The following is a 25,499-nucleotide window of genomic DNA, read 5'->3' on the forward strand; positions in this document are numbered from 1 at the left end:
CATGTATAAAGAACCATTTCAACCAACTTATGAGTATGCGCTTGAATGTGATAAACATGATGAACTGAAAGATTTTCAAACTGAATTTTATAAAAAAGAAGGAACAATATATTTAGATGGAAACTCATTAGGGCTACTTTCAAAAAGAGCAGAGAAATCGTTACTTACGTTGCTAGATTCATGGAAAGAGTATGGCATTGACGGCTGGACCGAGGGTGAGCATCCGTGGTTTTTCCTTTCGGAGAAATTAGGTGAATTGACTGCACCTCTTATTGGAGCTTTACCAGAAGAAACTATTGTAACCGGTTCCACGACAACGAATATTCATCAAGTAATCGCAACTTTCTATGAGCCGAAAGGAATACGCACAAAAATTCTTGCAGATGAATTAACATTTCCGTCAGATATATATGCACTTCAAAGTCAAATTCGTTTAAAGGGCCTAGATCCAGATGAGCATTTAGTACGAGTGAAGAGTCGAGATGGTAGAACACTTTCTGAAGATGATATTATTCATGCGATGACAGATGATGTCGCTTTAATTTTATTGCCTTCTGTACTGTATAGAAGCGGCCAAATTCTTGATATGAAACGTTTAACAGCGGAAGCGCATAAGCGTGGTATTCATATCGGGTTCGATTTATGTCACTCAATCGGTTCTATTCCGCATCATTTCAAAGAATGGGATGTTGATTTCGCTATTTGGTGTAATTATAAATACTTAAACGCAGGACCTGGTGGTGTTGCTGGCCTTTATGTAAATAAAAAACATTGTAATAGACTTCCAGGCTTGTCTGGCTGGTTTAGTTCTAGAAAAGATAAGCAGTTTGATATGGAACATACATTAACTGCAGCAGACCATGCAGGTGCATATCAAATTGGTACCCCTCACGTATTAAGTACAGCGCCGTTAATCGGTTCTCTTGAAATGTTTAAAGAGGCTGGTATAGAACGTTTACGTGAAAAATCTTTACATATTACAAGATACATGCTTAATTTAATTGCTCATGAATTAAGTGATTTTGGATTTACAATTGGAAATCCATTAGAGGATGAAAAACGAGGCGGGCATATTTATTTAGAGCATGCAGAAGCAGCACGTATATGTAAAGCGTTAAAAGCAAATGGAGTAATTCCAGATTTTAGAGCGCCAAATGGAGTGAGACTTGCGCCAGTTGCTTTATATAATACGTACGAAGAAGTATGGCAGTCTGTTATGATTTTAAAGAAAATTATGAAAGATGAAGAGTATAAGCAATTTGAAAATAAGCGAGAGGTTGTGGCATAAGTATGAAAACATCAGAGTGGATTGATATTTCACAACCTCTAAATAATGATATTGCTACTTGGCCAGGGGATACACCGTTCTCGTATGAAGTTTCATGGTCAAAAGAAGAGAGTGGCTCAGTAAATGTCGGAAAGTTAACGATGAGTATTCATACAGGCACTCATATTGATGCACCGTTTCATTTTGATAATGATGGAAAGAAAGTGTTAGATTTAGATATCCAAGTTTATGTCGGACCTACGCGAATCATTGACGTTTCTAATCTTGAAAGCATTGGGAAAAAGGAATTAGAGAAATTTCATTTAGAAGGCGTAGAACGCTTGTTGTTACGTACATCTTCACATGGTAAAGCGAATGAATTCCCAGATATAATCCCGCATTTACGTGCGGATATAGCACCATTTCTTTCAGAAAAAGGTATACGTTTAATCGGAGTGGATGTACCATCAGTTGATCCATTAGATGATAAAGAATTAGTAGCGCATCATCAATTGTTTAAACATGGAATACACATTTTAGAAAATGTCGTACTAGATCACGTAGCAGACGGTGATTATGAATTGATCGCATTACCACTTGCCTTAACAGATGCAGATGGAAGTCCAGTTCGAGCAGTTATTAGACCAATATAAGTAGAAATATATATAAGGGGAGTTTGGCTAATATGAAAGAAAATGAAAAGGTAATTATGGAAAAAGGGATTCATACGGACTTTAAAGAGAATATGACGTACGGGGAATATTTACAATTAGATAGTTTACTATCTTCTCAAAAGAGATTATCAGACCACCATGATGAAATGTTGTTCATCGTTATTCACCAAGCAAGCGAACTTTGGATGAAGCTTATTTTACATGAGTTAAACGCAGCAATTGAATCTATTAAACAAGACAAATTACAACCAGCTTTTAAAATGTTAGCACGTGTATCAAAAATTCAATCACAAATTATTCAATCTTGGGATATTCTTGCAACATTAACACCATCCGAGTACATTGAGTTTCGTGACTCGCTTGGTCAAGCTTCAGGTTTTCAATCGTATCAATATCGTATGATTGAGTATGCACTTGGTTATAAAACGCCGCATGCATTGAAAATTTATGAAAAAGATCCAGAATTACACGCTCGACTTTATACAGCGTTACATGCACCAAGTTTGTATGATGTGGCAATTCAAGCACTTGTAAAGGAAGGATTCCCTATTCATAAAGATGTGTTGAATCGCGATATTACGCAGCCTTATGAAGAAGATGCCACGGTAGAAGCGGCATGGCTTGAAGTGTATGCCGATGTGAAAAAGTATTGGAACTTATACCAACTTGCTGAAAAATTAATCGATATTGAAGATTGGCTACAACAATGGCGTTTCCGTCATATGAAAACAGTAGAACGCATTATCGGACATAAAATGGGAACAGGTGGCTCTTCTGGTGTATCTTATTTAAAACGAGTACTTGATCAAAGCTTCTTCCCAGAGCTTTGGAATGTTCGTACGAAATTATAAAAACAAACCTGTCAGTTCATTACTGGCAGGTTTGTTTTTTATTTGAACCCAAGTATGTTTTAATGAAAGCTACAAGATATAATAAATTAGGTAATGATTTAATTGGAGGTAAAGTATTGGATTTCAAGCAGCTAAAAAATAAATTTGAAAAGAAAAAAGTAAATACATTTCTTGTTTATCAAAAAGGGGAATTAACAACCGAGTATTATAAAACACCCGAATGTACAAATAACTTATATAAAATAAATTCGATTACAAAAAGTGTCGTATCTTTATTAATTGGTATTGCAATTGATAAAGGCTATATAAATGATATACATACACCTATTACAGAGTGGATTGGAAATGTACCTGAGGGAAAACATGATTTGACGCTTTATCACTTATTAACAATGACTACTGGTGAGGAGTGGAAAGAGTTTGGAAATGGAGTAGTATTCCCGAATGACTTTGTAGAATCAGCGAACTGGGTGCAATATATATTAGAAAAACCAATGATTGAAGAACCGGCTACAAAAATGAATTATAACTCAGGCTCTTCGCATTTACTTAGTTACATTATCCAAAAAGTTACTGGAATGCCGACAGAACAGTTTGCGAAAAAATATGTATTTGATCCATTAGAAATTACCGAATATGAGTGGCAGCAAGATCCGCAAGGAATACATGTCGGCGGCTTCGGAATGAAAATGAAGTCTAAAGATTTATTAAAGCTCGGTATATTATGTTTGCAGAATGGATATTGGCAGGGGAATGAAATCATATCATCAAAATGGTTAGAAGAATCAAGTACGGCTCTATTTGAAACGTATGAACATATCGGGGCGTATGGATATCACTGGTGGGTATTGAATAACGAAAGATTTCACATACCGTACTATATGTACTTTGCTATGGGATATGGCGGGCAATACATCGTTATCATTCCGCAGTTAGAGGTCATTGCTGTAATAAGTAGTCATATGCCTAAACGTGGGCTCGTTCCATTAAAGTTATTTATCGAGCATGTACAGGAGAATTATAAGTTTGTATGAGAAGAGGAGGGACTGTATGGGGGATGTAAAAACATTATCTCTATTTAGACTATGTTTAAGCCTTCTAGCATTTAGTGCAATCATTACGCAATTTATAATACGGGCACAAGTGAAACCGTTCAATCCAGTTAACTTTTTTAGTTTCTTCACTATCGAAAGTAACATTTTAGTTGCATGTATTCTCCTTTTAAGTAGTATCGGAACAGCTACATTTGGTCGATCAGAACAGTTTGGTATACTTCGTGGTGCAGCAACTGTATACATACTTACGACTGGACTCATTTATTTTTTATTATTAAGAGGGTTAGAAGAATCACTTCAAACCGCAATACCATGGGTAAATACGGTGTTACATTATATCATGCCAATCGCAATGCTTTTAGATTGGATTTTAAATCCGCCTAGTAAGAAAATCACTTGGAAACAAGCCGCAAGTTGGCTCTTATTCCCGTTTTTTTATGTTTTATATAGCTTAATACGTGGTCCAATCGCGAATTGGTATCCTTATCCGTTTTTAGATCCGAGAATAGGTGGATATGATAGAGTACTTTTATACAGTATAGGGATAGCAGTTGTAATTGGCGCTATTTGTATATTGGTAAAATTTTTAGGGAATCGAAATTTTAGAAATGAAAGAAACCCGGCTGTTTAAATTCATAACAGCCGGGTTTCTTTCATTTTATCTACTCGTCTTCTGGAACGACACCTTTATAAATTTCTCAGACTTCGTCTCAAATTCTACATCAACAAAAACACCGTATTCTTTTCCGTCCTCACGTAACCATAATTTGAATTTTTCAACTGTTATTTGAACGGTTTTCGGTTTTCTACCTATATGAAGGTAATCAATAATCTCTGCTTTTGGGTATTGTTCTTTCGTCTTTTCTACAGCAAGTTTACCCCATTTCGCATACGGCGGCTGCGCATGAACAATTGATGAGCCTGTATATACATTTGAACATATTTTTAGGAACAGAATAACGAGTGCGACACGCTTTAACAATTTTTTCATAATGAACTCCTTTTACCTTTTTTTATATTGTTTACATACTTTTTCAACGATATTAGTTTGGATTTTTTTGTCTTCTTTACATAAAAGCGAGCCTTTTACAAAACATAACCAAGAAATCATTTCCGTAATTAAGGAGGGAAAATTATGCGCCAAAAAGCTGTTTTTAAAATAGCAGTTTTGCTTGCGTTCATAGGACTGTCTTTCATGGTCAGTAGTATACAACTAAAAAATGTAGAAGCCTTTTCTAATCAAGTCATTCAAAGGGGAGCATCTGGCGAAGATGTCATTGAACTGCAATCTCGTTTGAAATATAACGGATTTTATACAGGAAAAGTGGATGGAGTTTTCGGCTGGGGTACATACTGGGCACTTCGAAATTTTCAAGAGAAATTCGGTTTACCTGTTGATGGTTTAGCCGGAGCTAAAACGAAGCAAATGCTCGTGAAGGCAACGAAGTATGATAAGTCAATTGCTAATAAAGGAACGACAACGAATAAAGGAAATAGTGGTGGTACAGCACAAGAAAATAAACCACCTCAAAATAAAGGGACAAATGTTCCAAATGGTTATTCCCAAAACGACATTCAGCTTATGGCAAACGCAGTATATGGAGAATCTCGTGGTGAGCCGTACTTAGGACAAGTTGCAGTCGCTGCAGTTATTTTAAATCGTGTTACAAGTGCATCATTTCCAAATACTGTTTCGGGTGTGATTTTTGAGCCAAGAGCATTTACAGCGGTAGCAGACGGACAAATATATTTAACACCAAATGAAACAGCGAAAAAAGCTGTATTAGATGCAATTAATGGATGGGATCCAACAGGAAACGCATTGTATTATTTCAATCCAGATACTGCAACAAGTAAATGGATTTGGACTCGTCCACAAATTAAAAAGATCGGGAAACATATTTTCTGTAAATAGAGCGGAGGTGGAACTATGTTACGAGGTATTATAATCGTATTATTAACAATCGGTGTAGTCGGCACAGGGTACTGGGGCTATAAAGAGCATCAAGAGAAGAATGCAGTATTAATTCGGGCTGAAAATAGCTATCAACGTGCGTTTCACGATTTAGCGTACGAGGTAGATTTATTGCACGATAAAATTGGCACAACGCTTGCCATGAATTCACGTGCATCTTTATCACCTGCATTAGCAGATGTATGGAGATTAACATCTGAAGCTCGTTCAGATGTAGGGCAACTTCCTTTAACGTTAATGCCTTTTAATAAAACGGAAGAATTTTTAGCGAATATCGGTGATTTTAGTTACCGTGCAGCTATTCGTGATTTAGAAAAAGAGCCGTTAAATGATCAAGAATACAAAACGTTGCAAACTTTATACTCAAATGCCGGAAATATACAAGATGAACTAAGAAAAGTGCAACATCTTGTTTTGAAAAACAATTTACGCTGGATGGATGTTGAGATGGCACTCGCATCCAATCGTGATCCTGCCGACAATACAATTATTGACGGACTAAAGACAGTAGAAAAAAATGTAACATCGTATTCATCTACAAACTTCGGACCTACCTTTACAAGTGCACAAAAAAATAAAAAAGGTGGATTTGAAGCAGAAGGAAAAGCAATTTCAAAAGATGAAGCGGCGAAAATCGCAAAATCGTTCTTGAATTTAAAAGGAAATGAAAAAGTAGAAGTCGAGAAAAGTGGAAAAGGTGCGAAAGAATCTTTCTATAGTGTGAAAATTAAAGACGAGGCAACGAATAATGAGTTTTATATGGATATTACCGGAAAAGGCGGATATCCAATTTGGGTTATGAATAATCGAGAAATTAAAGAACAGAAAATTAGTTTAAACGATGCAGGAAGTAAAGGTTTGAAATTCTTAAAGGACCATAAGTTTCATAATATGGAGCTTTATGATAGCTCACAATATGATAATGTTGGAGTATTTACGTATGTAGTAAATGAGAATGGCGTACGAATTTATCCTGAAGCAATTCAAATGAAAATTGCTTTAGATGACGGTTCTATCGTCGGATTTTCGGCGAAAGAATATTTAGCATCACATCAAAAACGAACAATCCCTTCGGCAAAGCTAACTGCAGCAGAAGCAAGAAAGAAAATTAATCCAGATGTGAAAGTTATGGAAGAACGTAAAGCTGTCGTAGTAAATGATCTGCATAATGAAGTACTTTGCTATGAATTTGTAGGTACATTAGGGAAAGATACATACCAAATCTTCATTAATGCAAATAGCGGAGCAGAGGAAAAAGTGAAGAAAATGCAGGCTGTTGAAAAAATTTATGATTAAACTTTAATGGTAAAGTGGTGAGAATAATGAAAATCTTAATATATCTATTGATGGTTTGTTTTTTTATAACTGGATGCAGTATTGGAAAAAAAGATAGTCCAAACGAAAAGCCAGAGCAAAAAAATGTTTCGATGAAAAATGTTAATTATACGAACAAGTCAAATAAGCCAAATGAAAAAGCGGCGGACCATCTAGCATCTTTAGCAGCAAGTGTGCCAGGTGTGAATGATGCGACAGCGGTAGTAGTTGGGAAATATGCTATCGTAGGAATTGATGTAAAAGCGAAACTTGATCGAACTCGTGTTGAATCCATTAAATACTCTGTTGCAGAAAGTTTAAAAAACGATCCTGATGGTGCTAATGCAGTTGTTGTAGCAGATGTTGATACGTACGAACGACTGAAACAAATTGGAAAGCAAATTAAAAAAGGAAAAACAGGCGAAGGTATACTGGATGAGTTAGCAGCAATTGTTGGCCGTGTAATGCCACAAGTTCCAAATGACATGATTGAAAATAAAGAAACGAATCCAATTCAAGATAATGATAAACAATTACCAAAAGATGAAGAACAAGAACTAAGAAAAGAACAGAATGATCAATCAAATAATCATTTGAATAAATAAAGATAACCTTAACCCTGTACTAAATTGTGCAGGGTTTTTCAATATAATATTAAATATTCAGTTTATTTTTAAGGGAATATATGGTTTAATTATTATGGGAGGGACAACTGTTATGATGAAAAAAAGCACATTAATATTATGTAGTTTATGCTTAGGTTTCAGTATGACAGCGTGTGAACAGAAGAAAGAAGTAAAAAAGCACACAGCGACTTCTTCTACTGTAATGGAAAATCAGAAGAAAGAATCTATCAATATAAATCATTTTTTAAATATAAATGAAGGAATGACTTATAAAGAAGTAAAAGATTTAATTGGTTTTGAAGGGGATTTACTCATAGAAGAAGGTGTAGAACATTCTACACAAATTAAGCAAATTTTTGCTTGGAAGGGAAGCAATCCAACTGCATTAGTTGAAATTACCTTTTTAGATGGAAAAGTACATTCTAAAATGCAGCAAGGTTTAAGCTAATAAGTTGAAAATGGGAGAGTTTAGCATGGACATACATACAGGGGAGATTCAATTAGTTCCGTATAAAGAGGAATATAAAGAAGTTATAGAAACATTTACTTTACCAAGTGAACAAGTTCAATTTACGTCGGACCCAGCTGAATTATTGAAAAAAGCAAAAAATGATCGTACAAAAAATGTCATTGTTATTTTAGATTACAATGGGGTACCTGTTGGTCTTTTTGCATTGCAAACGGGAGATAGAGTACAGGAATTCACAGAAAATGAGAACGCTTTACTTTTAACTTCATTTTCTATAAATCACAATAGGCAAAGGAAAGGATATGCTAAAAAATCACTGGCATTATTACAAGAGTTTGTACAACGTTATTTTCCGATAAAAAATGAAGTTGTACTTGCTGTGAATGAAAAAAATATTCCAGCACAAAATTTATATGAAAAAGTTGGTTTCCAAGATAAAGGTTTTAGAAGAATGGGACCAATTGGTCAACAAATCATAATGCATTTACCTATCATAAAATAACGAGAAAAAACTTACTCTTGTACAAAAGTAGTAAGTTTTTTATTTAGAAAGATATATAATATAGAATATATAAATAAAAGAAATAGAAATGAAGGAAATACAAAATGAATCAAGTTAGAAAATGGAATATTATTGGTGGAAGGGTGATAAAAACAGGAATTGCGGTTTTTCTTACAGTTCTAGTTTGTGAATTTTTCAATATTCCAACTATATTTGCTGTTATCACCGCAATTGTAACGATTGAGCCAACTGCAACAGATTCTATAAAAAAAGGACTGGTTCGCTTTCCAGCTTCAACAATTGGATCAGCGTATGCAATGACTTTCACATTTTTCCTAGGTCATCAGGCGCTTTCTTATGCGTTAGCGGCAATGTTTACAATCGTTACATGTCAAAAACTAAGGCTACACGCTGGAACGTTAGTCGCAACTTTAACTGCTGTTGCAATGATTCCCATTACGGCAGATCATTATTTTACTGCATTTTTAATTCGATTAGCTACTACATCTACTGGTATTATAGTGTCTACTGTAGTCAATTTTTTTATTTTGCCACCACACTATGTTAAAACAATTTCGGGATGTACAGAGGAGCTATTTGTTAAAACGGCAAATGTTATGGAGGAATGGCTTACTGCGTTAATGGATGGGAAAGTTATAAAAAAGGAGACAACCTATACTCTTTCTAAATTAACTGTATTATTACATAAAGCAGTACAATTTGTTCAATATGAGCAAAAAGATTGGAAATACCATCGACATACAAAAAAAGAAATGAGAAGTTTTTTACTTGTACAAAAGCAACTTCATTTATTACAGCAAATTATTTATCATATAGATAATTTAGCTCGAGCACCAATTGAAACATGTGATTGGTCACAAAATGAAAAAGAAATTTTGCGACGAACAATTCATTCTATAATTTCTATATTAAGAAATCATTGTGAAAAAATAGATGAGGAACATTTTAAACTGATTGATGAATTAGATAAGCAATTTTGGACTAATAAAAATGATTTAGCACATTGTAAACCGAATCAATATCATCATCATTTTTCAAGCAAATCTATCATTTTATTTGAAGTATTATCTATACATGATATGTTAGAGGAATTAAAACAAATATCTGAGAAATATGAGGGTGAAAATCAACTCAATTGTTCAGTTCATTAAAATGTGGAGGATTGCTATGACAATTTATATTGCATTACTAAGAGGAATCAATGTAGGCGGGCATAAGATAATCAAAATGACTGATTTAAAACAAGCGTTTGAATCAATAGGGTTGAAACAAGTGAAAACATATATTCAAAGTGGGAATATCGTATTCAAATCTGAGAAAGATATAACATTTCTAAAGGAACGAATACAGTCTGAAATTAAAAACGTTTTTGGTTTTGATGTTCCGGTTATGTTAAGAACACATGAGGAATTTATAAACATTACAAAAAGATGCCCCTATGAAGTCAATTCATTGCGAGAAGGCGAAAGTATACATATTGCCTTCTTAGCACATGAACTTTCTAAAACAGAAAAAGATCAGCTACTTATGCAAAAAAATGAGATTGAAGATTGTTGTATTCATGAAAAAGTTGTGTATTTATTTTTCAAAAATAGCATTCGAAACTCTAAATTAATGAACCAGTTTCAGAAGTTGCATACACCAGCTACAGTAAGAAATTGGCGGACTGTGAATAAATTAAAAGCGATAGTTGAGGGGATGTAAATATAAAAAGATGAGATTTTCTGTATAAAGAAAATCTCATCTTTTTATTTATATTGTTTTGCGACTATAAGTTCGACAATAGGGTAAATAAAGAATGAAGAGCACAGTGCAATAAAAAGAGGGAAGTTTTTAATCCCATTTAAATTAGCTCCCATAGAAAACCCTTCAGAGAAGAGTAATACAAGGAACATTACAACTACGAGCGTAAAATATGCAATTTTAGAGCTTTTATATGTAATTTGTTGTCCCATTTCATCCTGACTTTCTTCTGATACACCGTGGGAATCTCCCCATGTAATATGATTGATAAGGTAGCTAAGTATTAAAGCGCTTGTGAAAATTGTTCCACCTAAAATCGCACCTTCAGCGATGTATTTATAAGCCCCGTGTATAAGCACTCCAAGTAATGATAAAACGATTGTTATTAAAATGAATTTTTTGTGATTCATATGAAAAATGGCACCTCCACTGTTGTAAAAAACTCTTTACAACTATAGTATAAAATTGGAAAAGTTTAATGTCAAATACTTTTTACACATAGAGCCGAGAAAATAATATTTTGTATGTACGGTTAATAAAAAATTACATTACATTTGAATGTAAAAGAATGGGCTCGCATATATTTGGAAGGGATGTCAGATTAATTTAGGGGGTAGTTATGTCTATTCTTTTAAAAGCTGGTGCTGATGCAGGAAATAATGGTTTGAAGTTAATGGTGAAAGGGCAAGATCCTATTTTTATTCCGAGTATATATGCTTTATATATAGGAGAGCCTACAGGACTCTTAGATGAGGAAGATGTTTCATTATCTGAATTAGAAAATCACATTGACGTGACCATTAGTTCTCCATCGTTAATGTTAAATAATGTGCGGTATATCGTTGGAGAAAAAGTCATTCAAGATCAATTAAAAGGTACTGAGGTTGAGAAGAAATCGAATAAGTCAACTGATGAGTTAATGGTTATTACAATTCTATCTGGTTTAGCCGTAAGTGCTATGCGTCAAAGCCCAACTTCTAGCCATATTAACATTCGATATGATTTATCTGTTGCTCTCCCTATGCAGCTTATTACACAAGAAATAGCGGCGGAAAATGCAAAACGTTATATGGGGAATCATAAAGTTGTGTTCCATTATCCAAACGGACGTGATGTTACAATTAATATTTCAATCGAATATTGCAAATGTCTACCTGAGGGTGCTTCTGGGACGTGGGGCATTGTATATGATGAAGAAGGAAATGTTGTGAAACATAAAATAGAATGTGAACAAAATAAAGTTTCAGAAATTGATTTTGTTGATAAAACACTATTATCTTTTGATATTGGAGCAGGGACGACAGAAGAAGTCGTTTCACTAGGCGTAAACTTTAGACCTCAATTAAGTAAGGGCTTATCATACGGTGTGAAAGAAACGTTACTACAAATTATTACGAGATGGAACCGGAAATATCCAACAAAGACGATTGATAGCATTACAGAATTCAATCAAATTTATTTAAATGATAAACACCCTAGAAATGCATTATTAGTTGAGGAATCACAACCAGCGTTATTAGGTTTAGCAGCGCGCGTTGCAACGGATATTATAAACAAAATTGATGATATGAAAGACGATCCGTACGTATTTATTTATGGCGGAGGCGCAGTTATCATAAAAAATAGCCTGAAAATGATTTTAAAACAAAAAGGGCGTTTAACAAATGTAATTTTTGTAGATAATCCATTATTTACAAATGCACGTGGATTATTAGTCTACACTTGTTCACCGAAATATAGAGAGCATAAGCAAAAAGAGTTAGGATTTACAAACTTAACGATAAGTTAGTTGGTGGAAGTATGCGATCTAGGCGATATAAACGTGGTGATCGAGTGAAAATCAATATTCATAAATCAGTATCACCTGAAATGCTTGCATGGCTGAATAAACAATCAAATCCAACCAACTTCTTTTTCTTTGCTGCGCAGCAACTTTTTAAACAAGTAGGAGATATTGATGTGGCAAAAGCTATACCAAGTAGCCATGTTTTCTCATTATACGTGGAACCATCATCTTTATTAAAAGTCGAAGTAAATCCTTTTAAAAACGTACCACTAGATGCTAATAAATCCACCGAAAATATTAAAAAAAAATCATGGGAAGCTGTTGATCAATTAGATTGTCCGTTTTTTTAAACATAGAAAAATATAAGTATTGCCCATCACTATACATACGGATACAGTGATGGGCTTTTTTACATGTAAAGATAGGGGGGACACAAATTGCGGCGTGCCCCTCCTATTCATTATTTTTCTATTATTTTAGCTGTATGTTCAGTAACAGTATGAATGATGTCTTCCCAGTCATCAGGATGAATCTCATGTCCGGCGCCTTCAAGAGTTAATAGAGCTGAGTTAGGAATCTCATCAATAAGTGCAAGGCCATGTTCAAAAGGGAGTGCGGTATCGTCTGTTCCGTGAATGACTAATGTAGGTGCTTGTATGGAGTGAAGCACCCCTTCATATGCATCATCGCCTTGAAGTAAAGCGTGATTAAACATGCTTAATAAATTGTTAGCTCGTTCAATTTCTTGTTTTACTTGATTATAGACTCTTTTTTCATCAAATGTGCGTTTGGACCCGCATAATAGACGGGACCCTGAAACTAAATATTCTGCTACAATATTTTCATTTGTCCAATCTAAATGCTTGCCATTTGCGTGATGTGTTAAAATTCTTTCATCCATCGGTGGTAAATCGCGCGTGTTATTGTCAGAGCCTATTATACTTGTAGCTAGTAATGTTAACGTTAAAACTCTTTCGGGATGTTTTACAGCAGCGATTTGAGCAATCATACCACCTAATGACATACCAAATAGATGCGCCTTATCAATATGATAAGCATCTAATACCCCAATTGCATCTTCAGCCATATTTGTAACGGTATAATTGGAAGTTCCTGGTTCATATGCGACAGAGCGTCCGACATCACGGTTATCAAAACGAATAACAAATTTCCCCGTGTTAGCCAACTGTTCACAAAATTCTTCATCCCAATAAACCATTGAACACGTAGCACCCATAATTAATAAAATAGCTGGATTTTTAGGGTTTCCAAAGCTTTCTGTACATATATCAATCCCGTTTATTTTAAATATCTTTTCAGTCATAGAGTTCTCTCCATTTCTTTTGAATGTAATTAAACATAAAATTTTGAATGACTCTAAGTTGTGTGTTAGATTTGCTTTGTTTTTTGCGTAATTACCCCCAAAAATAAGTTTATGATAATTCAAGGCAAAAAAAATTGAGAAATATTTGTATGTTATTACAATAAACAGCAAGGAGATGAGGAATTGAAAGCAATTGTTATAGATCAATATGATAGTGTTGAAGAATGAAAAGAAAAACAAGTTTTAAAACCTGGTGGTGTTTCAGTTTCAATTGTTCATGAACCAATTCAAAAAGTAAAAGGGATAAAATCAGGTTTTTTATAGCATAAACTTTCGCATTGTATCATGTAATCTCTCTAATCCACTTATCATATCTTTTTCATTTAACATTGAATAGCTAATTCTTAAATGATTATTATTTGTTTCGGGATTTAATAGACAAGCTGTACCTGGTAAAAAAGACACATCTACTTCATTTGCTTTTTGTAATAAGGTAAAGGGATCTATCGAATCAGGAAGAGTAATCCATAAATTAAAGCCGCCATTTGGTATTTCAAAGTGCATTTCTTTAAGTGGTGATAACATATCAATCGTTATATCACGTCTAATTTGTAAAGCCGTACGTAATTTTTCTAAATGATGTTTCATACGTTCTGCACGTAAAAACGGTAGAAGTGCTTTTTGTGTTAATAAAGGACTACCGATATCCATTGAACCTTTTACAGCATATAACCATTCGAAAATAGGGCCATCAGCAATAAGCGATGCGATACGCAGTCCTGGTGCTAACGTTTTACTAAATCCTTTTATATATAGTACGTGGCCGTTTGTATCAAAATTTTTAATAGGAGGGGGAACAGTCGCACCCTCAAAATATATTTCACCGAAAGAATCATCTTCAATGATAAAAAACTCATATAGCTGTGCCAATTCTATAAGTTCCATTCTCCGTTCTTTACTCATTACGGTACCTGTTGGGTTCTGGAACGTTGGATTCGTATACAATAAAACGGGATTTTTACTTTGACAAATATCATCGATTAAATCGGATCGAACCCCGTGATTATCTAGAGAAACAGGTATAATTTGAGCCCCTTTATTGATGAAAATATCAAGTGCAGCACTATAACACGGACTTTCCACTAATACAATATCACCAGGTTTTAATAGTGTTTGAGCAATTAAATCAATTCCTTGTTGTGCGCCGCTTGTAATTAATAACTGGGATGGGTCTGTCACTAATTTTTGATGTTCATTTAAGTAATTTGCTATTTCAACTCGTAGTTCATAATCTCCTTGAACTGGCCCATATGTTGCTAGGATCATCTGGTCTTTATTAAGTATTTTATGCATTTCGTCTGCCAAGAATGGATTTGGCAATAGACGTGGATACAAAATCGCTTGTGAAAAATCGTAATATTTCCGGTGCTGATTCATTGCATATTGAGATCGCATAACATTAATCGTTTTCGTTTGTTGCCATTTATACGGAATTGGTTTGGAATCTTTCTTTACATGTTTATGTATATAAGCACCTTTACCTTGCTGGATGCGTATATATTCTTTCTTTTCTAGCTGTTTATACGCCTTACGAACAGTTAATAGGCTAATCTGTAAATCTTCCGCCATAGAGCGTAAAGATGGAAGTGAGTCACCATGCGAAAGCATGCCACTTTGTATTCTTTCAACGATTTGCATATATATTTGCTTGTAATACGGTATGTTGGATTCTTTACGCAGTACAATCTTCATGGTTTCACCTTTTTCGTTTTTATTTAATTTAAGCGAAAAATATAAAGAGAATCAACTATAATTTTAGGCAACTGTTATATACAAAGATACACTGTTATACACTATACCTTCTATACTCATGTTAAGAGTAAAAAGGAGGAAGAGTAATGGTCATTTTTAATTATATTTTAGTATGTATTATTTTCGGAACAACATTTTTAACGATAAAAATCGGAATTGAAGCAGGAGCGCCCCCATTATTTTCAGCGGGAATTCGTTTCTTTTTAGCAGGAGTAATCTTAATGATTATATTTAAGATAAAACGAAAAAAAATTATGCCACACATATTTTCAAGACGAATTATATATGCTGGTTTTTGCTTAACATTTATGACATTCGCAACATTATATTGGGCAGAACAATATATTTCTTCAGGGTTAGCTGCTGTGTTATCTGCTACGGGACCGATGATGATTTTGTTATTACAGGCAAAGAGAAATAAGACAAAATTACAAAAGGAGCAACTTCTTGCTTTAATTATTGCACTAATAGGTGTTGTTTTTGTTTCTTTACCTGGAATTCACCAAGAAATAAGTTTCATATGGAGTATTGCTTGTTTTGTATTAATAATAGGAGAGTTATTTTACGGAATAGGCTCAATTCGCTCAAAAGAAATACTTTCGGATTTACAAAGTGTATCGCCATTTCTCATAAATGGTATTCAAATGTTTTATGGAGGAGTGTTACTACTAATCGTCTCCATCATAGTAGAACAACCGAATGTAACTGTATTAGCTTCATGGAGTGTACAGTGGCCTATTTTATATCTCATATTTATCGGATCAATTGGTGGGCACGGATTATATTATTGGCTCTTATCAAAAACAAATCCTGTATTCCCGTCAACCTGGTTATATGTCTCACCATTAATTGCTATTATTGTAGGATATATCATATTAGGAGAACCTTTAAACCCTACAATGGGAATAGGTGCTTGTTTCATTTTGGTTGGTGTATTTTTAGCTAATCGATCCACACTCCGGTCTTATTTCAAACAAGGAAGATTATTTGAAAAAGAAATGTAGTTGTATAAAGTAGCAGCCCTGCATATAACAGGGCTGCTTTCATTTTATTCATGATACGGATTGACTTTATTTATTGGAAAGGCGTAATATTATTAAGCTATATGAAAGAGATCTGTAAGAAGAGGGGAGTTATTATGAAAATAAATTGGACTGAAGTAAAGGAAAAAATTCGGCCGCAAATTTCAAAACCATCATATGAAACTTGGTTTACGAATACTACTGTTTATTTAGAGGATGATATATTAACAATTTATTGTCCAAATGAATTTGCACGTGACTGGTTAGAATCTCATTATAAAGAATTAGTATTTAATACATTAAGAGAAATGTTTAATACGACGTTTGAAATTCAGTTTGATCTATGTAATGGCGAGCCATCTAACTTGAAAGATGCTCAAAAAGAAAAGCTTAGTAGCTGGGATGAAGTAAAGAAAGCATTAAGACCTAAAATAGCAGAGAAAACATTTATGACATGGATTAGAAATACAAACGCTACGATAAAAGATAGTAAAGTAATAATCTTTTGTGAAGATGCGTTTCATCGTGATTTGCTTGAAGGGGAGTATAAAAATATAATTTCAAGTACCGTACAGAAAATTACTGATGAAGAATATCAAATTTGGTTCGAAATAGGATCAAGTGCTACTTCTAAAGCACAGATCCATCACGTGCAAAATAATCAACGTACTTCCGGACAAGAGGAATCAAAAACAATTTGGAATAAAATAAAAGATAAAATGCAATTAAAAATTTCGAGACCGTCATATGAAACTTGGGTCAAAGAAACGACAGCTAGAATAAATGAAGATTCATTGATCATTTATTTTGAAAACGAATTCCAACAAGAGTGGGTTAAAAAGTCTTATAAAGATTTAATTTCGCAAATAGCTAAAGAGTTAACTGGAAATACATATGAAATTCAATTTGAATTAAAATCAAATACAACCAGTAATAATGAAAAATCAACAATTGAAGATATCACTTCCGAATTAGGAGAGCAGTTCAAAGTCTCTAATAATAGTTTAAAATATAATGATGTAGATGAGAGCAATAAACGTATTCGAGCGTTAGAAGAAAAAATAATGAACTTGGAAAAGATCATTGGTACATTAGTAGAAAAATTGGATGCAGTAGAATTAAAAACACAGTTGGAAAAATAACCAACTGTGTTTTTTTACTTAATTCGCTTTTTTTATAAACCCTTTATAATGACGTTTTACAAGCTGACTTTCTAACGTTTTCATTGTTTCAAGTGCCACACCGACAATGATCAGTAAGCTTGTACCACCAATTTGTGCAGAAGGTGGTAATGTAGCAATCTTTGTGAATACAAGCGGTAAAATTGAAATTGCACCTAAGAAAATTGCACCGATAAATGTTAAACGGTATAAAATTTTCGTTACATATTGTTCTGTTGATTTACCAGGACGAATACCAGGTACATATCCATTTTGCTTTTTCAAATTCTCTGCCATTTGTTCAGGATTCACTTGAATAAATGCATAGAAGTATGTAAAAGCAACGATAAGACCTACATATAGTGTCATTCCAATTGGATGTGCGAAATCAAGGTTTGCAACTAACCATTTTGATACGCTTGAATCAGGGAAGAGCTGCGCAATTGTACGCGGCGTCATTAAAAATGCGGAAGCAAAGATGACTGGAATTACACCAGCACTATTTACTTTTAGAGGTAAATGAGTGTTTTTTGCTCCTTGATATTGATTGTTTCCTGAAACAGCTTTTGCATATTGAATCGGTATTTTACGCACAGCTTGTTGAATGTAAATAACCCCAACAACTATCGCTAAAATTATAAGACCAATTAAGACCATTTTTATGATGTGCATGAATAATTGATCGCCTGCATTTTGAAATTGTTGTAAATAAATTTGATTCGCAACATTTGGAATCGCTGCTACAAGTCCTGCAAAGATAATCATTGAAATACCATTACCTACTCCATTAGCGGTAATTTGTTCGCCTAACCAAAGTAAAAATGCAGTACCTGCAGTTAAAACTGTCGCAATAAATAAGTATGTAGTCCAGCTTTGATCTGTTATTAATTGTCCACCTGCTATATTATTAAAGCCATAAGACATCCCAATGGCTTGTATGAATGCGAGAATGATTGTAAAGTATCGAGTGAATTGAGCTGATTTCTTACGGCCCATTTCTCCTTGCTTTGCCCATTCCGAAAATTTAGGTATAACGTCCATTTGTAGTAATTGTACTATGATGGAAGCTGTAATATATGGTGTAATACCTACAGCAAAGATTGAGAAGTGTTGTAGTGCTCCTCCGCCAAAGACGTTTAGCATACCTAAAACGTTAGCTTGATCTTGTACTTTTAATACCTCTGCGTTAGTATGAGGAACTGGAATAAACGTGCCAATTCGGAAAACAATTAACATCGCTAATGTAAAAAGGATTTTCCTTCTTATCTCAGCTACTCTCATGAAATTTGAAATCGTACGAAACATAATGTCGCCTCCTATATTTTTATCAGTTTAAAACTGATTATTATATTCCGATGAAGTAACCACAAACCTCCTTCCGCATTAAATTCATTTGACAAATGGAATTTTATACATTTTGTAGTTTTCATGGATATAAAAATATAAGGTGTTTTTTAGCGACCTATAAGCTTTTCGTAATCATTCAATACACATAATATATCGAATAAATTAACAAATGTACATACATACGCATGAAAAATGAGTGAATAGAGCCATTTTTTACATTTATTTAATGATAAATTGATAGGACATTATTATTAGGGATTGTTATACATGTTATAAAAATAAAGGTGAGACATTATGATTTATAGCTAATATTCATTCGAATGTGTCAGCTAATAGTTTCTCCCAATCTTTAAAGGATAATTTATTAGTTATATGTTTTAGTGCATTAGGTACAATAATATGACAAATAAGTTCTAAGCTATTACCATCTGAATCAATAAAATAAACAGATGCATTACCTTGATGTGGACGGACAAAAGGTGCAATAGATTCATTACTATAGCTGTTAAAAAAGAATATAGAATCGAGTAAAAGTATGAAAGTACATACAACTTTAGTAGTAAATAATCTTATTTCAATTAAGATTTATGCAATTAAGAAATTTGTTTATTTAAAAGGGATTTATCAAATTGAAAGATAAATAAATTGAATAGATACTTAATAAGGGGATGATATAAATGAAAGTAGTTGTAAAAGAATTACGACCATTAGAAGTGGCATTCATAAGAAGAACTGGTAGTTACTTTGAACCACAAGATCATTGGGGGAAGTTATTGAACTGGTCTATCGAAAATAAACTTTATCCACCGGAGCAATCATTTATCGGAATCTCATTAGATAATCCTGAACTTGTTGCAAGCCATATGTGCCGACATGATGCTTGCGTGACCATACCTGAAAACTTTGAAAAAGAACAACATGAGGGTGTGCAATTTAAAAGTGTAGATGGAGGTCTATACGCTCTATACGAATTCTATGATGAACCTCATAAATTAAGTGTAGCGTATCAATACATGTACGCAGAGTGGCTACCAAATAGTGAGTATGATGCAGATTATGATAGAGATAATTTAGAGTTTTGCTTAAATAATGTTGCAGAAGATTTAGAAGGAAAGTTAAAGGTTGATTTATTTGTGCCAATTAAAAAAGTACCAATAAATATGAATGCAAATAAGTAGTATGTTTCTATCTAGCATTATCTTTACTATATTTTTTATTTGCTAATCAAACAGTAACGGAGGATACCGGCGTATTGGATGATATATTTTTAAAAGATTATTGGGTAGAGAAAACATTAAATAAACAATTAAATGAGACGAGCATATACTAATAAATGACACAATGCATAATTTATAATTGTATTTGAAGAGCACCTTAAAGTGCTCTTTTTTTATTGAAATTCATGCACTTATATAAGTTGTTCTTAATTTGAATCATCGTCCTTATATTATGTAATTTTGCATAATGTTACATAAATTGTGTATTTTCCCTTTTTTTCGACAAGAACAGCAAGTATACTTTGTACAAGCTTTCTATTTCAAAATTATACGAGGTGAAAAAATGAAAAACAAAAAGACGTTAACTAAGGTAGCATTAACAACAGGTTTAGCTTTAACAGCAGTAGCACCATACGGAGTAGGTCATGCAGAGGAAACAGATCAACTACAAGTTCAAATTCAGGAGGAATCATTCCGTTCAGGTGAACTTACACAACCGTCACAAAAGGCACCAGAGAATGTAGTAAAAGATGCTCTGAAGGAGAAAACAGAACAAGCTCTTTCTCCAAAGCAAGTCAATGGAGAAACAGGAGTAGATTATAAAGTTCTTCAAAAACGTGGTTCATATGATGGGACTACACTTGTACGTATACAGCAAACATATGAAGGAAAAGAAGTATATGGCCATCAATTAACTGCACACGTAGATCATAACGGTGTTATTAAAAGTGTTTCAGGCGATAGCGCGCAAAATTTAAAACAAGAAGAATTGAAAAAGCCTATCAATCTATCAAAAGATGAAGCGAAACAATATATTTATACGAAGTACGGGAACGATATCAATTTTATTTCGGAGCCAGAAGTTAAGGAAGTTATTTTTGTTGATGAAAATAATGGACAGGCTAGCAATGCATACCAGGTTACATTTGAAGCGGCAACACCAAAATATGTTTCCGGAACATATTTAGTAAATGCACAAAATGGTGATATGTTAAAAAATATGGTACAAGAGTCTAACTTGAAAGCAAGCGAAAAACTAGTTGGAGCCTTAAAGAAAAGTAAAAAAAGCAGTCTTACATCATTAACGGGCACTGGAAAAGATGATTTAGGGATCTCTCGTTCATTTGGTATTTCTAAACAAAGTAATGGCAAATATGCTCTTGCTGATTATACAAGAGGGCAAGGAATTGAAACATATGATGTGAATTACAGAGATATTACGAAAGAAGAAAGCTATTATCCTGGTACATTAGCAACTAGTACTTCGACAACCTTTAACGATCCAAAAGCAGTAAGTGCCCATTACTTAGCAACAAAAGTGTTTGATTTTTATAAAGATAAATACAATCGTAATAGCTTTGATAATAAGGGACAAAAGGTAGTTTCAGTTGTACACGCTTGGGATTCTGGAGATACGAATGATCCGAAAAATTGGCAGAATGCGTTAAGTGCTAATAATGGTAGTATGCTTGTATATGGAGATCCTATCGTCAAAGCATATGACGTAGCTGGGCATGAATTTACACATGCTGTTACTTCTAGTGAATCTAATCTTGAATATTACGGTGAATCTGGTGCGATTAATGAGGCACTATCTGATATTATGGGAACATCTATTGAGAAATATGTAAATAATGGAAGCTTTAACTGGACGATGGGAGAACAAACTGGATCTGTCTTCCGTGATATGGAAAACCCAGCTTCTGTTCCATCTTCACTTGGAGTACCTTATCCAGATGATTACAGTGAATTTAATGATTTTAATGGATGGGATCAAGGTGGCGTTCATTTTAATTCAAGCATTATTAATAAAGTTGCGTATCTCATCGCAAAAGGCGGAACTCATAACGGTGTAACTGTTAAAGGAATTGGTGAAGATAAAATGTTTGATATCTTCTATTACGCCAATACAGATGAGTTAAACATGACTTCTAATTTCAAAGAATTGAGATCAGCATGTATTCGAGTGGCGACTAATAAATATGGTGCGAATTCAGCTGAAGTTCAAGCGGTACAAAAGGCATTTGATGCAGCAAAAATTAAGTAAGTTAGAAATATAGTTCTTATTCATATATTATTACATTATGAAAAAACAGCTAATATCCTTAAAAGGACATTAGCTGTTTTTTTACGTAATTATGCATTAGTGAAAATATACTTACTTAGCAATAATTAGGGAGGATATCTTTAAAAGTTACGTCAAATATGTAAGGTTTATAGTATGTAAAAACAGAAAATTAATAATATATTGACCTCTTAACGGAAAGTGCTATAAAATGAAAGCGATAACAAACGGTTGCTTTAAAATAATTTCCCTGATCTTTTTGTATTTACAAATATATGAAGACAAAAATAAACTATTTTTTTAACAATTAATGCAAACGTTTTCGTATCGAAAAGATCATTGAAATACATATGTGAAAATAACCAATACGGGGGTGAAGCAAAAGAGATTTCTAGATTAATTTAAATTGTGTAATGTAGTACGGGCATAATAAATCGTTCGTACTATTTAAAGAAAGGGTGTATGTGGTGCAAATGACAAAAAGATTAATTAACAAAACAGTTTTATTACTTACTTTAATCGTTATGTTATCATCTGTTTTCTCCTTTCAGAATGTGAAGGCAGTTTCAAATTCGAAAACAACTGAAGTTATCATTCATTACAAAGAGCAGTCTGGAAATACAAAAGACTGGAACCTTTGGATATGGGGAGAAAATTCAAATGGAAAATCATATGAATTTACTGGTGAAGATGAATTTGGAAAGTACGCAAAGATTAATATAGATGGTGACTATAACCGTGTAGGATTTATCATTCGTACAAATGAGTGGGAAAAAGATGGTGGCGATCGTTGGATTGAAAATATAAAGGACGGTCGTGCTGAAGTATGGGTTCTTTCTGGTGATGAAAAAGTATATAACGCTAAGCCTTCATCGGATCTCTCAATTCAAAAAGCAACTATTGATAGTTTCCATGAAATTACTGTAACGACGAATGTCCCGTTTCATATTAAGGAAAAGAAAATTGAAATGGAAGGCATTAAAATTAAGAGTATTAGTCCTTATGATATAAACAGTGGAGATATTACGAATAAGGTGAAAATAATTACGGAAAAGAAAATTGATTTAAAACAAACATACAAAGTTAAAATAGAAAACTTAGCTGATACGAATACTGAAATCGGTAAAGTAATTCGTACTGAGGAGTTTGACCATTTATTTTATTATGGTGGCAACGATTTAGGTAATATATATACACCACAACATACAAAGTTCCGTGTATGGGCTCCTACTGCGAGTGAAGCGAAGTTAGTTACATATAAAAAATGGAACGATAAAATAGGTATTGAAATAAACATGCAACAAGGTGAAAAGGGCACCTGGAAAGCAGAACTTAAAGGGAATCAAAAAGGTCTCTATTATACGTATAAGGTGAAAATTGGTGATAAATGGACAGAGGCCGTTGATCCTTATGCACGTGCTGCTTCTGTAAATGGAGATAAAGGTGCGGTTATTGATTTAGAAGAAACAAATCCGAAAAAATGGAACACTAACAAAAAGCCTAAATTAAAAAATCCGGAAGATGCTATTATTTATGAATTGCATGTACGTGATCTTTCTATTCAGCCCGAAAGTGGCATTAAACAGAAAGGAAAATATTTAGGTGTAACAGAAAAAGGAACAAGAGGGCCTGAAGATGTGAAAACAGGACTTGATCATATAAAAGGTCTTGGTGTTACACACGTTCAGCTTTTGCCGATATTTGATTATGCTTCAGTAAATGAAGAGAATGTAAACGAACCACAATATAACTGGGGATATGATCCAAAAAACTTTAACGTACCAGAGGGGTCCTATTCTACAAATCCATACGAGCCAACTGTTCGAATCACTGAATTAAAACAAATGATTCAAACACTACATGATAATAATCTTCGTGTTGTTATGGATGTAGTTTATAACCATATGTATAATGCTGCTGAATCTAATTTCCATAAGTTGGTTCCAGGTTATTATTATCGTTACAATGAAGATGGAACATTTGCAAATGGAACAGGAGTAGGAAATGATACAGCTTCAGAACGAAAAATGATGCGAAAATTTATGGTGGATTCGGTCACATATTGGGCAAAAGAATATAACTTAGACGGATTCCGTTTTGATTTAATGGGTATTCATGATTATGAAACGATGAATGAAATACGTAAAGCTGTTAATCAAATCGATCCTTCTATTATATTGCATGGAGAGGGCTGGGATTTAAATACACCTCTTGCAGCAGAGTTGAAAGCAAATCAAAAAAATGCGGAGAAAATGAAAGGAATTGCTCATTTTAACGATAATATACGTGATGGATTAAAAGGTAGTGTATTTGAGGAGAAAGAAAATGGCTTTGTAAATGGAAAGGAAAACATGGAAGACCGTATTAAAAAAGGCATTACCGCAGGCATTGACTACGATATAAATTCGTCGACTTACCAAGATCCAGAGCAGGTGCTAACTTATGTGGAAGCGCATGATAATCATACATTATGGGATAAACTTGAGTTGACTAATTCAAGTGACAGTGAAGAAGTGCGAAAGCAAATGCATAAATTATCTTCTTCGATTTTATTAACATCACAAGGTATTCCGTTCTTACATGCGGGACAAGAGTTTATGCGCACGAAATATGGTGATCATAACAGTTACAAATCTCCAGATTCAATTAACCAGATGGACTGGTTGCGCCGTGCAGCGTTTAATAATGAAGTAGATTATATGAAGGGATTAATAGAATTACGAAAAAAGTATCCATCCTTTAGAATGACATCTGCAGAACAAATAAAAAAACAAGTATCTTTTATTGATACTCCCAAAAATGTAGTAGCTTATTCAATAGATGGAAAGGGCAAAGGAAATAAAAATGAATACTTTATAGTGGCTCATAATGCAAATAGGGAATCCGTTGAAATCTCGCTTCCATCGAAAGGTCCTTGGAAAGTACTAGTAGACGGGAAGCAGGCGGGAAGTAAACCACTTTATGTTATTCATGATAATAAAATTAAAGTTCCTGCGTTAAGTTCTTTAGTTTTAAAAACAGAGAAACCGATTAAATAAATGCCAAAAGCGGAGTGAAGGGTATTTTTACTTCGCTTTTTAAATCAAAATGATATAATTTCACATACTGTAATTATATTACAAATTAATAAATAAAAAAGAGAAGAACTCACCAAGGTTCTTCTCTTTTTTATGTGTAATTATTCTTTCTGTGGTTGTGAATATAGCAAAAGGCTAGACGATGAATCTATTTTCAAAGTGACGAGAAAATGACAAAACTGTAAGAATGCA

24 protein-coding genes and 1 pseudogene are annotated in these 25,499 nt (G+C 33.7%); 19 read left to right on the forward strand and 6 right to left on the reverse strand.

All coding sequences use genetic code 11. The annotated features are described in order from the left end of the window. The first annotated feature begins 1 nt into the window (after position 1). The 5 genes from kynU (at position 2) to ACTFSI_RS13360 (ending at position 4,478) form a co-directional block, all read left to right on the forward strand. Complete coding sequence (gene kynU / locus ACTFSI_RS13340; protein WP_044792197.1) at positions 2 to 1,288, forward strand: kynureninase; 1,287 nt, start codon at positions 2 to 4, stop codon at positions 1,286 to 1,288. 2 nt (positions 1,289 to 1,290) lie between these two features. Continuing rightward, positions 1,291 to 1,920 carry an arylformamidase gene (kynB, locus tag ACTFSI_RS13345; RefSeq protein WP_138321905.1) on the forward strand — a complete coding sequence of 210 codons (630 nt, stop codon included), beginning with the start codon at positions 1,291 to 1,293 and terminating at the stop codon, positions 1,918 to 1,920. Between the two features lie 32 nt (positions 1,921 to 1,952). Next, a complete protein-coding gene (gene kynA / locus ACTFSI_RS13350; RefSeq protein ID WP_138321906.1) occupies positions 1,953 to 2,792 on the forward strand; it encodes a tryptophan 2,3-dioxygenase in 840 nt (279 codons plus the stop codon). Between the two features lie 116 nt (positions 2,793 to 2,908). Continuing rightward, a complete protein-coding gene (locus ACTFSI_RS13355; RefSeq protein WP_138321907.1) occupies positions 2,909 to 3,826 on the forward strand; it encodes a serine hydrolase domain-containing protein in 918 nt (305 codons plus the stop codon). Positions 3,827 to 3,842: 16 nt separating this feature from the next. Continuing rightward, complete coding sequence (locus ACTFSI_RS13360) at positions 3,843 to 4,478, forward strand: Pr6Pr family membrane protein (protein ID WP_000503066.1); 636 nt, start codon at positions 3,843 to 3,845, stop codon at positions 4,476 to 4,478. A 27-nt stretch (positions 4,479 to 4,505) separates the two neighbouring features. Here ACTFSI_RS13360 and ACTFSI_RS13365 read toward each other — a convergent pair whose 3' ends face one another. After that, positions 4,506 to 4,838 (reverse strand): DUF3889 domain-containing protein, encoded by a 333-nt coding sequence (locus ACTFSI_RS13365; protein ID WP_440045427.1) that lies wholly within the window; start codon positions 4,836 to 4,838, stop codon positions 4,506 to 4,508. 144 nt (positions 4,839 to 4,982) lie between these two features. Between ACTFSI_RS13365 and sleB the strand changes: the two genes are divergently transcribed. From sleB to ACTFSI_RS13400, 7 genes are all read left to right on the forward strand, one after another. Next, positions 4,983 to 5,762 (forward strand): spore cortex-lytic enzyme, encoded by a 780-nt coding sequence (gene sleB / locus ACTFSI_RS13370; RefSeq protein WP_138321908.1) that lies wholly within the window; start codon positions 4,983 to 4,985, stop codon positions 5,760 to 5,762. A 15-nt stretch (positions 5,763 to 5,777) separates the two neighbouring features. Beyond that, the gene (ypeB, locus tag ACTFSI_RS13375; protein ID WP_410560756.1) at positions 5,778 to 7,118 is read left to right on the forward strand and encodes a germination protein YpeB; all 1,341 of its coding nucleotides are present in this window, start codon (positions 5,778 to 5,780) and stop codon (positions 7,116 to 7,118) included. A gap of 26 nt (positions 7,119 to 7,144) precedes the next feature. Beyond that, positions 7,145 to 7,741 carry a YhcN/YlaJ family sporulation lipoprotein gene (locus ACTFSI_RS13380; RefSeq protein WP_044792208.1) on the forward strand — a complete coding sequence of 199 codons (597 nt, stop codon included), beginning with the start codon at positions 7,145 to 7,147 and terminating at the stop codon, positions 7,739 to 7,741. 112 nt (positions 7,742 to 7,853) lie between these two features. Then, a complete protein-coding gene (locus ACTFSI_RS13385; RefSeq protein ID WP_000976535.1) occupies positions 7,854 to 8,210 on the forward strand; it encodes a hypothetical protein in 357 nt (118 codons plus the stop codon). Between the two features lie 25 nt (positions 8,211 to 8,235). Next, the gene (locus tag ACTFSI_RS13390; protein WP_044792210.1) at positions 8,236 to 8,733 is read left to right on the forward strand and encodes a GNAT family N-acetyltransferase; all 498 of its coding nucleotides are present in this window, start codon (positions 8,236 to 8,238) and stop codon (positions 8,731 to 8,733) included. 104 nt (positions 8,734 to 8,837) lie between these two features. After that, positions 8,838 to 9,905, forward strand: coding sequence for an aromatic acid exporter family protein (locus tag ACTFSI_RS13395; RefSeq protein ID WP_044792212.1), 1,068 nt, complete (start codon positions 8,838 to 8,840; stop codon positions 9,903 to 9,905). Positions 9,906 to 9,921: 16 nt separating this feature from the next. Further along, the gene (locus ACTFSI_RS13400; protein ID WP_138321909.1) at positions 9,922 to 10,458 is read left to right on the forward strand and encodes a DUF1697 domain-containing protein; all 537 of its coding nucleotides are present in this window, start codon (positions 9,922 to 9,924) and stop codon (positions 10,456 to 10,458) included. A 44-nt stretch (positions 10,459 to 10,502) separates the two neighbouring features. Here ACTFSI_RS13400 and ACTFSI_RS13405 read toward each other — a convergent pair whose 3' ends face one another. Next, on the reverse strand, positions 10,503 to 10,907 hold the full coding sequence (locus ACTFSI_RS13405) for a hypothetical protein (protein WP_138321910.1): 405 nt from the start codon (positions 10,905 to 10,907) through the stop codon (positions 10,503 to 10,505). A 209-nt stretch (positions 10,908 to 11,116) separates the two neighbouring features. On the opposite strand from ACTFSI_RS13405, the gene ACTFSI_RS13410 reads away from it, so the two are divergent. Beyond that, a complete protein-coding gene (locus ACTFSI_RS13410; protein ID WP_000025610.1) occupies positions 11,117 to 12,286 on the forward strand; it encodes a ParM/StbA family protein in 1,170 nt (389 codons plus the stop codon). A gap of 11 nt (positions 12,287 to 12,297) precedes the next feature. Next, a complete protein-coding gene (locus tag ACTFSI_RS13415; RefSeq protein ID WP_001257749.1) occupies positions 12,298 to 12,633 on the forward strand; it encodes a hypothetical protein in 336 nt (111 codons plus the stop codon). Positions 12,634 to 12,743: 110 nt separating this feature from the next. Here ACTFSI_RS13415 and ACTFSI_RS13420 read toward each other — a convergent pair whose 3' ends face one another. After that, entirely contained in the window at positions 12,744 to 13,607 is an 864-nt protein-coding gene (locus tag ACTFSI_RS13420) for an alpha/beta fold hydrolase (RefSeq protein ID WP_138321911.1), read from the reverse strand. Positions 13,608 to 13,925: 318 nt separating this feature from the next. Further along, positions 13,926 to 15,359 (reverse strand): MocR-like pyridoxine biosynthesis transcription factor PdxR, encoded by a 1,434-nt coding sequence (gene pdxR, locus ACTFSI_RS13425; protein ID WP_000706758.1) that lies wholly within the window; start codon positions 15,357 to 15,359, stop codon positions 13,926 to 13,928. Positions 15,360 to 15,505: 146 nt separating this feature from the next. On the opposite strand from pdxR, the gene ACTFSI_RS13430 reads away from it, so the two are divergent. Further along, on the forward strand, positions 15,506 to 16,423 hold the full coding sequence (locus tag ACTFSI_RS13430; RefSeq protein WP_044792216.1) for a DMT family transporter: 918 nt from the start codon (positions 15,506 to 15,508) through the stop codon (positions 16,421 to 16,423). A gap of 134 nt (positions 16,424 to 16,557) precedes the next feature. Further along, positions 16,558 to 17,583, forward strand: coding sequence for a DnaA N-terminal domain-containing protein (locus tag ACTFSI_RS13435; RefSeq protein WP_044792218.1), 1,026 nt, complete (start codon positions 16,558 to 16,560; stop codon positions 17,581 to 17,583). Between the two features lie 18 nt (positions 17,584 to 17,601). On the opposite strand, the gene secY is transcribed toward ACTFSI_RS13435, so the two are convergent. Both secY and ACTFSI_RS13445 read right to left on the reverse strand, forming a co-directional pair. After that, the gene (gene secY / locus ACTFSI_RS13440; RefSeq protein WP_000490140.1) at positions 17,602 to 18,906 is read right to left on the reverse strand and encodes a preprotein translocase subunit SecY; all 1,305 of its coding nucleotides are present in this window, start codon (positions 18,904 to 18,906) and stop codon (positions 17,602 to 17,604) included. Between the two features lie 354 nt (positions 18,907 to 19,260). Continuing rightward, positions 19,261 to 19,446, reverse strand: a pseudogene (locus tag ACTFSI_RS13445) (VOC family protein); the annotation flags it as partial. A gap of 179 nt (positions 19,447 to 19,625) precedes the next feature. Here ACTFSI_RS13445 and ACTFSI_RS13450 point away from each other — a divergent pair. From ACTFSI_RS13450 to pulA, 3 genes are all read left to right on the forward strand, one after another. Next, positions 19,626 to 20,126 carry an AraC family transcriptional regulator gene (locus ACTFSI_RS13450; RefSeq protein WP_000869972.1) on the forward strand — a complete coding sequence of 167 codons (501 nt, stop codon included), beginning with the start codon at positions 19,626 to 19,628 and terminating at the stop codon, positions 20,124 to 20,126. 382 nt (positions 20,127 to 20,508) lie between these two features. Continuing rightward, complete coding sequence (locus ACTFSI_RS13455) at positions 20,509 to 22,212, forward strand: M4 family metallopeptidase (RefSeq protein ID WP_000791433.1); 1,704 nt, start codon at positions 20,509 to 20,511, stop codon at positions 22,210 to 22,212. A 485-nt stretch (positions 22,213 to 22,697) separates the two neighbouring features. Beyond that, the gene (gene pulA / locus ACTFSI_RS13460) at positions 22,698 to 25,268 is read left to right on the forward strand and encodes a type I pullulanase (RefSeq protein ID WP_341871020.1); all 2,571 of its coding nucleotides are present in this window, start codon (positions 22,698 to 22,700) and stop codon (positions 25,266 to 25,268) included. Positions 25,269 to 25,499 lie beyond the last annotated feature (231 nt).

Origin of the sequence: Bacillus cereus group sp. MYBK101-2, assembly GCF_051918845.1 — a bacterium.
In the GTDB taxonomy this organism is placed as follows: Bacteria; Bacillota; Bacilli; order Bacillales; family Bacillaceae_G; genus Bacillus_A; species Bacillus_A paranthracis.

Bases quoted from the DNA above. Each gene is read 5' to 3' on its own strand.
- kynA (WP_138321906.1), top strand. From the start codon at position 1,953: ATGAAAGAAAATGAAAAGGTAATTATGGAAAAAGGGATTCATACGGAC.
- ACTFSI_RS13385 (WP_000976535.1), top strand. From the start codon at position 7,854: ATGATGAAAAAAAGCACATTAATATTATGTAGTTTATGCTTAGGTTTC.
- ACTFSI_RS13420 (WP_138321911.1), bottom strand. From the start codon at position 13,607: ATGACTGAAAAGATATTTAAAATAAACGGGATTGATATATGTACAGAA.
- ACTFSI_RS13390 (WP_044792210.1), top strand. From the start codon at position 8,236: ATGGACATACATACAGGGGAGATTCAATTAGTTCCGTATAAAGAGGAA.
- ACTFSI_RS13380 (WP_044792208.1), top strand. From the start codon at position 7,145: ATGAAAATCTTAATATATCTATTGATGGTTTGTTTTTTTATAACTGGA.
- ACTFSI_RS13450 (WP_000869972.1), top strand. From the start codon at position 19,626: ATGAAAGTAGTTGTAAAAGAATTACGACCATTAGAAGTGGCATTCATA.
- ACTFSI_RS13400 (WP_138321909.1), top strand. From the start codon at position 9,922: ATGACAATTTATATTGCATTACTAAGAGGAATCAATGTAGGCGGGCAT.
- pdxR (WP_000706758.1), bottom strand. From the start codon at position 15,359: ATGAAGATTGTACTGCGTAAAGAATCCAACATACCGTATTACAAGCAA.
- kynB (WP_138321905.1), top strand. From the start codon at position 1,291: ATGAAAACATCAGAGTGGATTGATATTTCACAACCTCTAAATAATGAT.
- ypeB (WP_410560756.1), top strand. From the start codon at position 5,778: ATGTTACGAGGTATTATAATCGTATTATTAACAATCGGTGTAGTCGGC.
- ACTFSI_RS13410 (WP_000025610.1), top strand. From the start codon at position 11,117: ATGTCTATTCTTTTAAAAGCTGGTGCTGATGCAGGAAATAATGGTTTG.
- ACTFSI_RS13430 (WP_044792216.1), top strand. From the start codon at position 15,506: ATGGTCATTTTTAATTATATTTTAGTATGTATTATTTTCGGAACAACA.
- sleB (WP_138321908.1), top strand. From the start codon at position 4,983: ATGCGCCAAAAAGCTGTTTTTAAAATAGCAGTTTTGCTTGCGTTCATA.
- ACTFSI_RS13435 (WP_044792218.1), top strand. From the start codon at position 16,558: ATGAAAATAAATTGGACTGAAGTAAAGGAAAAAATTCGGCCGCAAATT.
- ACTFSI_RS13360 (WP_000503066.1), top strand. From the start codon at position 3,843: ATGGGGGATGTAAAAACATTATCTCTATTTAGACTATGTTTAAGCCTT.
- ACTFSI_RS13365 (WP_440045427.1), bottom strand. From the start codon at position 4,838: ATGAAAAAATTGTTAAAGCGTGTCGCACTCGTTATTCTGTTCCTAAAA.
- kynU (WP_044792197.1), top strand. From the start codon at position 2: ATGTATAAAGAACCATTTCAACCAACTTATGAGTATGCGCTTGAATGT.
- ACTFSI_RS13455 (WP_000791433.1), top strand. From the start codon at position 20,509: ATGAAAAACAAAAAGACGTTAACTAAGGTAGCATTAACAACAGGTTTA.
- secY (WP_000490140.1), bottom strand. From the start codon at position 18,906: ATGTTTCGTACGATTTCAAATTTCATGAGAGTAGCTGAGATAAGAAGG.
- ACTFSI_RS13405 (WP_138321910.1), bottom strand. From the start codon at position 10,907: ATGAATCACAAAAAATTCATTTTAATAACAATCGTTTTATCATTACTT.
- ACTFSI_RS13415 (WP_001257749.1), top strand. From the start codon at position 12,298: ATGCGATCTAGGCGATATAAACGTGGTGATCGAGTGAAAATCAATATT.
- ACTFSI_RS13395 (WP_044792212.1), top strand. From the start codon at position 8,838: ATGAATCAAGTTAGAAAATGGAATATTATTGGTGGAAGGGTGATAAAA.